Origin of the sequence: Pseudoalteromonas sp. OF5H-5, from assembly GCF_021530695.1 — a bacterium.
Classification (GTDB): Bacteria; Pseudomonadota; Gammaproteobacteria; order Enterobacterales; family Alteromonadaceae; genus Pseudoalteromonas.
Genome location: NZ_JAKGBF010000009.1, coordinates 62170 through 74085, shown reverse-complemented (window position 1 = coordinate 74085; position 11916 = coordinate 62170). Strand labels below are relative to the sequence as shown.

The 11916-nt window shown below is 40.8% G+C and carries 10 protein-coding genes and 1 pseudogene; 8 read left to right on the top strand and 3 right to left on the bottom strand.

Annotated features, from left to right (window positions below; all coding sequences use genetic code 11):
- The first annotated feature begins 45 nt into the window (after positions 1 to 45).
- Genes ihfB through pyrF form a run of 4 tightly spaced genes read left to right on the top strand, consistent with a single transcriptional unit; the run spans position 46 to position 2495 of the window.
- Positions 46 to 336 (top strand): integration host factor subunit beta, encoded by a 291-nt coding sequence (gene ihfB / locus L1271_RS14335; RefSeq protein ID WP_010377033.1) that lies wholly within the window; start codon positions 46 to 48, stop codon positions 334 to 336.
- A gap of 17 nt (positions 337 to 353) precedes the next feature.
- Positions 354 to 617: a lipopolysaccharide assembly protein LapA domain-containing protein gene (locus L1271_RS14330; protein ID WP_010377035.1), complete on the top strand. Its 264-nt coding sequence runs from the start codon at positions 354 to 356 to the stop codon at positions 615 to 617.
- Between the two features lie 2 nt (positions 618 to 619).
- Complete coding sequence (locus tag L1271_RS14325; protein WP_010604840.1) at positions 620 to 1756, top strand: lipopolysaccharide assembly protein LapB; 1137 nt, start codon at positions 620 to 622, stop codon at positions 1754 to 1756.
- A 28-nt stretch (positions 1757 to 1784) separates the two neighbouring features.
- Complete coding sequence (pyrF, locus tag L1271_RS14320; RefSeq protein ID WP_010604839.1) at positions 1785 to 2495, top strand: orotidine-5'-phosphate decarboxylase; 711 nt, start codon at positions 1785 to 1787, stop codon at positions 2493 to 2495.
- 74 nt (positions 2496 to 2569) lie between these two features.
- Here pyrF and L1271_RS14315 read toward each other — a convergent pair whose 3' ends face one another.
- The 3 genes and pseudogenes from L1271_RS14315 to L1271_RS14305 all read right to left on the bottom strand — a co-directional run bounded on the left by L1271_RS14315 (position 2570) and on the right by L1271_RS14305 (position 4511).
- The gene (locus L1271_RS14315) at positions 2570 to 2890 is read right to left on the bottom strand and encodes a hypothetical protein (RefSeq protein WP_010604838.1); all 321 of its coding nucleotides are present in this window, start codon (positions 2888 to 2890) and stop codon (positions 2570 to 2572) included.
- Between the two features lie 42 nt (positions 2891 to 2932).
- Positions 2933 to 3220, bottom strand: a complete 288-nt coding sequence (locus L1271_RS14310) for a hypothetical protein (RefSeq protein ID WP_010604837.1) — start codon at positions 3218 to 3220, stop codon at positions 2933 to 2935.
- A 264-nt stretch (positions 3221 to 3484) separates the two neighbouring features.
- Positions 3485 to 4511, bottom strand: a pseudogene (locus L1271_RS14305) (IS3 family transposase).
- A 1151-nt stretch (positions 4512 to 5662) separates the two neighbouring features.
- On the opposite strand from L1271_RS14305, the gene tssJ reads away from it, so the two are divergent.
- Genes tssJ through tssM form a run of 4 tightly spaced genes read left to right on the top strand, consistent with a single transcriptional unit; the run spans position 5663 to position 11912 of the window.
- Positions 5663 to 6118 (top strand): type VI secretion system lipoprotein TssJ, encoded by a 456-nt coding sequence (gene tssJ, locus L1271_RS14300; RefSeq protein ID WP_096040868.1) that lies wholly within the window; start codon positions 5663 to 5665, stop codon positions 6116 to 6118.
- Positions 6118 to 7458: a type VI secretion system baseplate subunit TssK gene (gene tssK / locus L1271_RS14295; RefSeq protein WP_235368116.1), complete on the top strand. Its 1341-nt coding sequence runs from the start codon at positions 6118 to 6120 to the stop codon at positions 7456 to 7458. Before tssJ ends, tssK begins: the two co-directional genes overlap by 1 nt.
- Before the next feature lie 16 nt (positions 7459 to 7474).
- Positions 7475 to 8197, top strand: coding sequence for a type IVB secretion system protein IcmH/DotU (gene icmH / locus L1271_RS14290; protein ID WP_010604831.1), 723 nt, complete (start codon positions 7475 to 7477; stop codon positions 8195 to 8197).
- A 4-nt stretch (positions 8198 to 8201) separates the two neighbouring features.
- Positions 8202 to 11912: a type VI secretion system membrane subunit TssM gene (gene tssM / locus L1271_RS14285; protein WP_235368115.1), complete on the top strand. Its 3711-nt coding sequence runs from the start codon at positions 8202 to 8204 to the stop codon at positions 11910 to 11912.
- Positions 11913 to 11916: the final 4 nt, after the last annotated feature.

Sequence of the window (11916 nt, the reverse complement as noted above, 5' to 3'; positions counted from 1 at the left end):
CTAGGAAGGGCGCTCAGCCCTTCCTTTTACACTAAAGGAAACATTATGACAAAGTCTGAATTGATAGAACAACTTGCACTGCAGCACGCTCACGTTCCTGTTAAAGATGTAGAGAATGCGGTAAAAGAAATCCTTGAACAAATGGCTGGCTCATTATCAGACTCGGAACGTATCGAAATCCGTGGCTTTGGTAGTTTCTCGCTTCACTTCCGTTCCCCTCGCACTGGTCGTAATCCTAAAACGGGCGAGACAGTAGAATTGGATGGTAAATACGTACCACACTTTAAGCCAGGCAAAGAGCTGCGCGATAGAGTAAACGAAAGCTTAAATAATTAAGTCTAACGGAGCTAAACTTGGTTGCAGTATTGAAAAAGGGATTAGCTGTTGTTGCCATACTGATTGCATTTTTAGTTGGAACACAAAATCCACAAGTTGTTAATGTCAATTTTGTAATTGCAAGTGCAGAGTTACCACTCGCAACCTTAATGAGTATTTGCTTAGCTCTTGGGATAATTATTGGTTTACTTGTAACAGCGTCGGTTTTATCTAAGCTTAAATGGCAAAATCATCGCCTAAAAAAAAGTAATAGTAAGCTTAGTCAAGCAGCCGAACGCTAGTTATGATCGAGCTACTGTTTTTATTACTACCTGTAGCTGCCGCTTACGGTTATGTTATGGGTAAAAATAGTGCTAAGAATCAAGCCCTAGAGCAAAGTAGACAAATTACCTCTGAATACAGTAAAGGCCTAAAATTCCTACTAGATAGGGAAGAAGATCAGGGTCTTGAACACCTCACCAAATTACTTGAAGTCTCAGCAGACTCCGTCGACCATTATTTAACACTCGCATCGCTCTTTAGAAAGCGGGGAGAGTTAGATAGAGCGATAAAAATTCATGAGCTACTACTTAAACAACCTAATCTAGACGAAGAAGTGGTGAAGTCCTGTCGTCTAGAGCTTGCTCAAGATTACGTCTTAGCCGGTCTATTGGATAGCGCTGAAGAACACTTAGTCATTCTTGTAAAGCTTGGGTTTAAGGATGCACTCGATCCAATTTTAAACCTATACTCTCAAACTAGAGATTGGCGAAAAGGCGTTCATATGTATGAAGCGCATCCTGAGCTTTTTAAAAAGTCGTCTCATTGCGCGACTATTGCAAACTTCTATTGTGAAGCTGCAAATCAAGAAAAGAATCCAAGCTTATTCGAAAAAGCGACAGCGCTCGCGCATGAAACAGTAAGACCCTTGTATGAAATGGGCAAAGATGCATACAAACACGATGATTACGTGAAGTGTATATATTATTGGCGAAAGCTCGTGAGCCAATTTGTATTTATGGCGCCACTAGTAATAGAAGACCTAGAATCTTGTTATGTTAAATTAAATATTCATGAGCAATTCTTTGAGTTAGTCTCCGAGCTATTAGAAAAAGGAGGAGTGCTGATCAGAATTAAGTTCTGCCAAGGATTAGTCCAAAAAGGTCATATTTCTGAGGCGATAGAGTTTCTAACTGATAGTTTAAAGCGTGAACCATCAATTAGGGGCTTTAGTTATTTGCTGCAACTCATTAGTGGCAAAGATGCTAAAATAGATCACGTACTACAAGAAATAGATAAGTTGGTAAAGTCTTATATTGCAACTAAGCCGAATTATCAATGTGGTCATTGTGGGTTTACAAGTCATACAATGTACTGGTTATGTCCCTCCTGCAAACATTGGGAGTCACTTGCTCCGAGCCGTGGGTTAGACGGTTTTTAGGTTTTTAATTTGGCCAAATAGGGTAACTATGTCGACACAAGATTTAAAAAAGGTTTTGATTGCGCTTGATTATGATAATGAAGAAGCTGCATTATCATTTGTTTCTCAGCTTTCACCTGACGAATGCCGATTGAAAGTAGGTAAAGAGATGTTTACCTATTTTGGCCCTCAGTTTGTAAAAAAACTGGTAGATATGAATTTTGATGTATTTTTAGATCTAAAATTTCACGATATTCCAAACACAGTTGCAAAAGCGGTAACTGCTGCGGCTGAACTTGGCGTGTGGATGGTAAATGTTCACGCCAGCGGCGGCCATGAAATGATGTCAAAAGCAAAAGAAGCGTTGGCAGCTTACGGTGATAAAGCGCCGCTACTTATTGCTGTGACCGTATTAACTAGTATGGATCAAGGTCAGCTACTAAAGCTTGGAATTGAAAAGACACCTCAAGAGCAAGTGCTATATCTTGCAAAATTAGCGAAAGAATCAGGTCTAGATGGCGTGGTTTGTTCTGCGCAAGAAGCCGAACTTTTAAAAGCTCAACTCGGTGAGGAATTTAAGCTTGTGACACCAGGTATCCGACCAGCAGGTGCTGATGCTGGCGATCAAAAACGTATTATGACCCCTGAAAAAGCAGTGAAAGCGGGTAGTGATTATCTAGTGATAGGGCGTCCGATCACTAAAGCTGACAATCCAGCAGGAGCTCTGGAAGCAATTAACCAAAGTATTGCTTCGCTTTAAACATGAGAGGCCAACATTATTGTTGGCCTCTTTCAATTTACGAGACCAGTTTAATCGAAGCGTTAGATTTTAACTTAATCTTCATTTTCCGTAGTTTCAAAGTTCAAACTAAATTGACCACTGCGCTGTACTGAGAAAATAGCCTTTTGCCAGTTCTCTTCTTGATTTGCTGTCGCATTTTCGAACAAGCTTAGAAAAAGGACGGAAATTTCATCACTTACAGGTATGACATGTGCTTGTTTGGGAGTGCTGGTGTCATAGTAGAAAGCGGAACACCTCGGCATATTGTCGTCATGATAGTCCAATACGAGTCGCGCTTCGCTCCACGGCTCTTTAATTTGTTGATACAGATATTGACCCAATTGTTGTGGGACTTGTCGGTTTTCTTCACGCATTCCAACTCCTTGTTATGTTCAGCGATAAATGTTGATCTGATTTTACTGGCGACTTTTGGCTTTAGTATGTGCTATAAATTTGTAGATCCCAAAACCGAATAGTATAAATATGATCGCCTGATCCGCGGCTTTACTTATCATAACCGCATTTGAGAATAGGTTTGATAGTATAGACATACAGATAAAAAACGAAAGTACTGATGTTAGTAACACGATGGCTTTTATCCAAGGTTGAACTAGCTTATGTCCCTGTTTGCTAATCGATACAGCAACGATAAAACTGATCAAAGAAACTAAAAAGCCAATAAAATATTGTTCCATCGTGATCATTGTATTTTCTTATTAATTGATGTGTAAATTATTTTATTTATTTTCTGTCGCTTTCAAGAAACGCTGAATGTTTCCGTAAGAACAGATTCTTAATCTCTTAATTTTGCTTGCGATAAGTTCAGTAAGATCTTTCGCCACATATATGAAAACGGCTGTGGTACCTAGCTCTTCCTCAGTATTTGGTCTGTCTCTGCAACGTTAAACTCATAACTAAAAAAATGATCTGATCCAGTAAAACAGGACACTTCATTAAGCTACTTTCAGTTATTCAAATCTTTCAGGGCTTAGATAGCCAATGACACTATGCCTTCTCTTTTTGTTGTAATCAATTTCTAGGTACTCAAGTATTTGCTGAAACATCGCTTAACGATCCATAATTAGTTCGTATTGAACCGCCTCAACTTTCAGTGAATGGAAGAGGCTCTCAACACAAGCGTTGACGCTCCCAGCAGTTACCTTTGCGGCTCATGCTATGAGTTAATCCGTACTGCTCAATCATATTCCGATAAGCATGAGAGCAATACTGGCTGCCACGGTCACTGTGAACAATAACTCCTTGGGCTTGTCGCGTCGCCAAAGCGCCATTTTTAGAGCATCACACCAAGATTGATGTGATGCGCTTACTCATCGACCAACCAACTACTGACCGTGAATATAAATCGGTGATGAAAGCTAAATTAAATAGAGCCAACCTTCGCTCGTTATTACATAGGTGATGTCGCCAGCCCATTTTTGATTTGGCCCATCAGTGATAAAGTCTTGCTCAAGCAAATTCGGTGCAACAGGCCATGAATGTTTACTGTACTTTGTAGCTTTAAACTTGCGGGCCGCTTTGGCTACAAGCCCTTAGCGCTCCATGCTGCACATAATGGTTTTAATATCATACTTCTCACCTTGCTCTTCAAGCTCAGCTGGAATGCGTCGAGCACTGTCCCGCTCAACTCATCTTTAATTTTTGTATCGCGGGCTTGCTTGCGCTTACTCAGCTGCTGGCACGATTTTAGCCATAAATAATACCCACTTGGCGACACGGACAATATATAGGCCATCCTGTGTATTGAGAATGACCCGCAGTTGTCTTTCATAAACTCCAATCGAGTTACTTTTGGTTTTTTGCGAAGTAGGTGGCCGCCTTTTTTAAGATTTCTAATTCCTTAGCTTGCTCAGCCAACTGGCGTCTTAACTTGGCACTCTCTGCGCTCGCGACATTACGCCAAGCATAGATCCGAGATTCATAAACAGTGAGGTCTCGTGCAGCCTGCGCAATTCCAATTTTGGTCGCCAGCTTCAAGGCTTCTTATTTAAATTCGGCTGAATAAGTTTTTCTGGTTTTCTTTGGGGGCGTTATTTTTCACCTCTACGAGTTAGTTTACTCACTTAATGAGGTGTCCAAAAGTTTTGGATCAGATCAGTGAGTCGTTTTCTAGTGCTGTACACACTGTGATAGCGTGGGTAGATCTTTAGTGACTCGCCACTTTATACGGTTTTGTAAATAGCCGGCTATTAAAATAAGAGGGTTGTTCAAAGATTGTACATTGATTTTTACAAAAGCTTGGCTTTTTTCTGTTTGTTTAAGTGGTTCTATCCTTGGCTTTAAGGTTAATTTATAAGAATAGGTACGCTCTGAAGTCATCCTTGCACGAATTTAAAAAAGAGGTATCCGTGGAAAAAGTGATTATTTGATCTGGCTTGATTGTTTCAAAAGTTACATCATTCCCAGTCGAAAGTTTGTCATGAATATCGGAACCTGGTTCTAAAGTACTATGGAAAACAAAACTTTCATTTATACAAGTGGTTAGTTCAGAACTAATGACCTTAGTACTTTGGATTGTGTCGTGAATGACCACCTTTGTGTGCATGATATTTAGCCTTGGTTGATTTGAAAACTCTCACAACAATCCATAAAGCTTGGTTAATGTGGTGTAAATATGGTTTTTATGTGTAATTATCTGTTATTAAATTAATTTAATATAATAATGGAGGTTATTACATGGTTTTAGTGGAGTGCAAGTGTGTTTTTTGGTGGTTGATAATATTAGTTTGATATTAAGGTTGATCTGTAAAAAGCGTTTGTGTATCTTATGCGCCGTTCGAGAATGTACATCAAAAGTCCAGATGTTTAGTGTGGTTTTTGTTTTCAGGGAAGTGTCTATCTCAACAAGTTGTAAGAAAGCTTAATGCAAACTGAATTGCTCATTAAGTCTCGTGACTTCCTACCTGAATGCCGAATAAAAACAAAAATCACCACAAAAACAATTGGTTAAATATTTTTTAAGAAGATTTCTGAATGTTAACTTAGTATTCAGTTACAAACTGCATACTTGTGCTCTGTAATTTCTTGTTAAATAGTTAAATCAAATGTATTTTCACTATTGTACGGGAAATTAAAAAGATTAATTGTTTCCAATAATCTAATTTGGATGTCTTATAATTGAGGCGGATATGGCTAGGAATGCTTTATTTATAATGGTTTTGTTTTTGACTGGTTGTATGTCTACTTACGTTAAGTTAGATGTAACTGCTACTGATAACATAAATTTAAACCAGTTTAACGAGCCACTACCTGTGGTATTAAAAGTATATCAACTTACTGATATTCAAGCGTTTAAAAATTCTACATTTGAACAGCTTTGGAAGTCCGATAAATCAATTCTGGCTAACACCTTAGTTACGGTGGAAGAACGCACCGTAAACCCCTCAGATCGTATAAAAATTGAGTTTGAACAAGCTGAATCTGCAAAGTACGTGGCTTTTGTTGCTCTATTTAGAGACAGAACAGGCGGTAACTGGCGCGCATTTTATGACTTAAATGATTGGCCGGTGCCCTTATCTACTTCTCTAGATATTGAAATTACAAGTAACTCGCTTCGCCTACCTGAAGTTGAGGAGGATAAGTAATGCAGCACAACAACGTATACAAACCAGTTTGGGCTGAAGGTTTAATGCTAAGTCAGCAGCATTTACAACTGTTCGATCAATATCTGCAATCGCAACTAGCTGGTGTACAGCAATGCCTTAGAGACAATACATATGGTTTAGATCGCATTGTATTTGACGAATCAGCATTGGCCAAAGGTGTAGTCAAACTGCAAAGTATTACGGCAATCTTCAAAAGTGGTCGTCATATACATCATGTTTTTGCTGATAACGAAGCACCTATGTTTGAGCTTGAAGATAACAAAAGCGAATACATTATCAGTGTAGCGCTTGCGAACAATCATTCGGTAAGCAATATCCAAGGTTACCCCCAAACAGGGCAACTTAGTGCTTATGACTGTGATTTTGTTGAGCTTCAAGATGCACATGATCCAAACCGAAAAGCTGAAGTGATGGTTGCTAAGCCTAAACTTATGCTGGTTGAGTTCAGCGCAAGTAACAGTTTTATCGAGCAATTGCCTTGTATAAAAGTGACACGTGGTGAGCATGGGCAGTTTGAAATTGATTCAAGCTATATTCCACCACTGTTAAACATCAAAGCCCATGGCTATTTAGCCGAGCGTGTAAATAAACTAGTCAACATGGTTGAAGCTAAGTACACCGCGATGTTTACAAACCGCGCAGGTATGGGGATTGTGGAAGATTTTGGTCCAACAGAACTCAAACACTTTTTGCTATTACAAACATTTAGCTCTGTTTTTCCTGAGATTAAGCAGTTAAGTACTACAGCTAAAACTAGTCCTGATGCACTGTTTATGGCGCTAAATAAGCTGGTTTGCCAACTGATAAATTTCGAACCCGAAGCGACTAAGTTTGAGTTACCTGTTTATGACCATCAAGACTTAACGCGCAGCTTTGGTTTAATCGAATCTCATATTCACACTCTTATTGGTTCGATAAGCGCAGCACGCTCGTCTGATTTAGTACTCAGCGCAATCTCCCAGTCTATTTTTGAGGTTAAAGACATAGAAAGCAGTACATTGACTCGAGGCGAGTTGTACATTGCGGCTTTCTATGAAAACGAATCTACGCAATGGATCGAGTTGTTCGCAGAACAGGTTAAGCTGGCTGCGCCAAGTCAGTTGGAAATCTTAATTGCTTCAGCACTTGGCGGTGTGAAGCTAACGCATTGCCAGCGCCCACCGAATAGAGTGTCAGTTAAAGGTGGGTATGAGTATTTTAAAGTGGAGCCACATGGCGCTGCTTGGGAACAAGTTGTACAGGAACTAGCGTTAAGAATCTTTGTGCCATTTAGCCTTCAAGGCGTGAAACTTGAAGTGGTTTCAGTGGCGAGTAAATAGTTAGTAGGTAAAGGTCATGGAAGCGTCGAAAAATAAATCTGAACTAGTCGCCTGCATTTCACCGGTGCTTGAAGTGCTTACTTCAATTCGCCAGGGCGGGTCTGATCATCAAGGAGTTGACGGTCTACGCAGTAAAGTCATGGATGCTTTTGATGAATATGAAAAGAGCTGTTATGACGCACGGATCAGTGCGTCAGACATGCAAGAAGCCAAATTTGCACTAACTGCTTTGGTTGATGAGCAAATCATGACGGCACAGAAGCCGTATAGTATGGAATGGATGGCGCGACCTTTACAATTAGAATTATTTGGCAATATGCGTGGGGGAGAAGCTTTTTTTGAAAAGCTTGAAAATATCCGCCGTGCAGCGGCGCAGCAACGTACATTACTAGAAGTCTATTTTGTTTGTTTACAACTGGGTTTCGAAGGGATCTATAAGATAAAAGGGGTCGAGCAACTCAAAGCGTTGATGTTGGATGTTAGAGCGCAATTAGAAGAGCTTGCTGGACCTGCAAAATTACAGCTTTCTGATAATGCAAAACCACAAGAAAGTATGGTTACTAAGGTGGGAAGAAATCTACCGTACTGGGTTATTTTGTCAGTAACGCTCGCCTTACTTGCCAGTATGTATGTTGGTTCAACGTATTTCATTGAGAATCGCGCGAACCAGCAAGTCGTGCAAATTGATAAGCATATTGAAGTACTAACGCAGTTAGAGAAAACAGGGAAAGCGAGGTAACATCATGTCAGGAGTGAATCGTAGTGGACTAGTGCACCTAGTCTTAGGATTTTTGTCATCTCGTGCGACGGCTCATTGGGTCGGCATATTCGCAATTTTGACGCTAATTTGGTTTGCAGGCCGGTTTATTGGTCTTGAAGATCAAAATCATCGTTTAATGGTGATGGGTGCTGTATTTGGTCTGTTTTGTCTTACTTTATTAGTTCGATGGTTATGGGTGAAGCGCTCTGGTGACAAGTTAGCGAAAGAAATTGCCAACAATCATGCGGGAACAGAAGCCGAAGTTGAAGAAATCAAAGCCAAAATGGAAGAAGCGCTGTCTGCATTAAAAGCTTCTCATTTGGGGGCTGGGTATCGTGGTAACGCTGCGCTGTATGCCTTGCCTTGGTATATGATCATTGGTCCGTCGGCTGCGGGTAAGAGCACATTATTTGCAAATTCAGGACTGCATTTCCCTTATTCAAAATCTAATCAACTGCATATCCAAGGTTTTGGTGGTACGCGTAATTGTGACTGGTGGTTTTCAGATCAAGCCGTTTTGATTGATACCGCAGGTCGTTATACCACTGAAGAATCAGATAACGATCAATGGTTGTCATTCTTAAAGCTGTTACGTAAATACCGTTCTAAACAACCAATCAATGGAGTGATGGTTGCTATTAGCGTTGCTGATATCTTGACTTCAGACAGCGAACAGATCCGTGACCACGTTAAACAGATCCGCGCTCGTATTGATGAGTTAATCAATCAACTTGGACTTATCTTTCCAGTATATGTGGTATTTACCAAGTGTGATTTGATCAGCGGCTTTGAGCCTTTCTTTAATGAACTAAGTGAAGATGAGCGTAAGCAACCCTGGGGCGCGTATTTACTTGAAGAAGATGGCACCAATACCGGTGAAGTGGCGAGCGAAAACTTTTCAAAGCACCTTACTGGCCTGTATGAGCGACTGTGTGATCAGCGCCTAGTTAAAATGACGCGTGAGCGTAACGCTCAACGGAAACAATTGATTTATGATTTTCCTAATCAGTTTAAAGCGGCGTCAGCTAAAGTCGAAGAGTTTATTGACACATTATTTAAAGAAAATCCATACCAAGAAGTACCGTGGTTTGCTGGTGTGTATTTTACCTCTGGTACACAAGAAGGTACGCCTATCGAGCGTAGCGCAACGAGTAAACTATCTACGTTTAGATCAGTATTGTTTGAGTATCGCCAAGAAAGCATTACCTCCGCATTTTTTATCAACCAAGTATTCAAAGATGTGTTGTTTAAATTGCAAGACCTCACTCGGGGTAACCGGAAAAAGCGCCGCGTACAAAAATGGCTAAAAGGCTTTGCTGTATGCTTATGTGTGACGTCGGTATTTGCTCTAGCGGGCTTGTTTGTTAACTCTTATACCCACAATCAGCAGCTTTTAACAACCAGTGATAAACTAACGACTGCTGTTGTTAATACACGAGTTGAAAACCAGCCGTTGGCCGAGCAATTTAACTCTACCTTGTCTCTTTTTGCACACTATCAAGAGCTAATAGGCTATGAGAAAAAGCTGCCTTGGTATTTCTTACTTGGTGTTTACAGTGCTGACAACACCATAAAGCCAATAGAACAGGTATTACGTCAGCGTGTACAATCGCTCATTGGTGAACCAAGTTCGGAGCTTGTGCAACAAGCGCTGTTTGAAAGCCATCAAAACTGGATTGCACTGCTAAGTACAGAAGAGCAGGTTGCTAAACGTATCGAGCCAAAGCTACGTGATAAGTACTATCAAGCACTTAAGCTGCAACTCATGATGAGTAATGAGTTTGAGCGTTTAAACAAAGACTATGCTAAGTCTGAGCTATTAGACTACACGGCGGACCGCTTAGAGCTAACGCTAAACGAAGACACGCAAGTATTAACAGAACAACTGTCAGGACTGATTGATTTTTATTTAGCCCAATTAGCGGTTGAGCCTGCACCGCAGCAGCTTGCGATTTGGCAAAGTAATGATTTCTTAGTGAGTCAGGCTCGTTCAGACTTAATGAGTGCGCCAGAACCGACTGCGTTATATGAGCAGATCAAAGCAAAAGTAACGGTATCGAAAGCCGCACTAACGCTTGATCAAATGATGCAGCAAAACAACAAGACCTTTTTGCAGTCCAAGATCAGTATTCCATACGTTTACACCAAAGAAGCTTGGGAAAATGAAGTATACGACGCCATTAAGGTCATTGCGAGCAAAGCATTCTCTGGCGACTGGGTGATGGGCACAGACAACGCAGAAAGCCAAGGTTCTGTTGATGAAGCAAAAGCAAACGCTTTGGTTAAATCTATCCGTGCGCTGTACTTCAGAGACTATGCCAATGTGTGGTTTGAGTTCTTAAATTCAGTAGAGATAAGTCCATTTAATACTAGCAATGCAGCAAGTTTAACGCTCGCTCAGTTGTCATCACCTGAAGGTCCATTGGTTGATTTAATGGCTTCAATCGACAACAACGTGAACCTAATTGATTCGCCAAACAAAATGGTGGAAACAGAAAAATTAACTGAGCAAGCAAATGCGTTACTAGCAAAGTCTAAAAATAGAAAGGTTAAAGGTGCAAAGATAGAAACCGCTGCGAGAAAGCGTGTCCCTGAACTGTCGAGCCGTTTTGCCGATCTTCGTCGCTATACCGCAAAAGGAGAAGAGAACGCACGCTCTGATTACTTAGAGCAATATCTCGGTGCTTTGAGTGCATTTCATTCAGACATCAAAACGATTGCTGCGAGTAACAATGACGACTATATGGCCATGTCTTTTACTCAAACGCTGTTAAACGGTGATAGCAAAAACCATGCGCTGCAAAGTGCTTGGGTGGTCGTAGAAAGCCAAGTCAGAGCGCTTGACCCAGATACTAAGCAAGCACTTGAAAAACTACTAAAAGCACCACTTTTAGCTAGTGTGCAGACAGTAATGAACGAAGCAAAAGTGCAGCTTAATGAGCGCTGGTCTAATCAAGTATTCTTAACATACAAAGAAAATATCCGTGGTAAATATCCGTTTAATATCGACGGGCCAGATGCAGCGGTTGAAGATATTAGCGAAGTGCTGAACCAAGAGTCAGGTGTTTTTTGGCAATTTATGGCTGAGAACCTATCTCCTTACCTTCGTTTAAAGCGTGGTGAGTGGGTAGAGAAAACATGGAATGGTATTGGCATTGGCTTTAAGCCCGGGGTACTAGACAAGTTAACTAAGACGAGAAAGGTAACGCGTTCGCTATTTCCTCGAGACGGTTCTGAGGTGGGTATTAGCTTCCAAATGATGCCAGTGGCGCAAAAAGGATTAAAAGAAACTTATATCGGTTTTAGTGACCAAAATTACCGTTATAGGAATGAACCTGAAGAGTGGCGTCGTTTTAACTGGCCTGCAAGATCGGGAACTGAAAAAGCAGTGATATATGGTTTAGATAGTGAAGGCCGAAGAATCGAAATCGAAAAGTCAGGACCTTGGGCATTCCTAAAAGTATTGAATGAAGCGAATGTGCAGTGGGTCCGTGGTACAGAGTTTTTGGCAACGTGGCAATTACAACGAGAAGCGGAAGCAAGCGTTGAGCCAATCCAAGTTCAAGTTGCACTTAAGTCGAGCAGAAACAGTGGCATATTCAGTAAATATTTTATGACGTCATTTGCGCTGCCGGAGTCTTTGTTTGATACCAAGGTGAGTGTTGCCTCTAATGAAAACTTGGCGTTGAGGTAACACA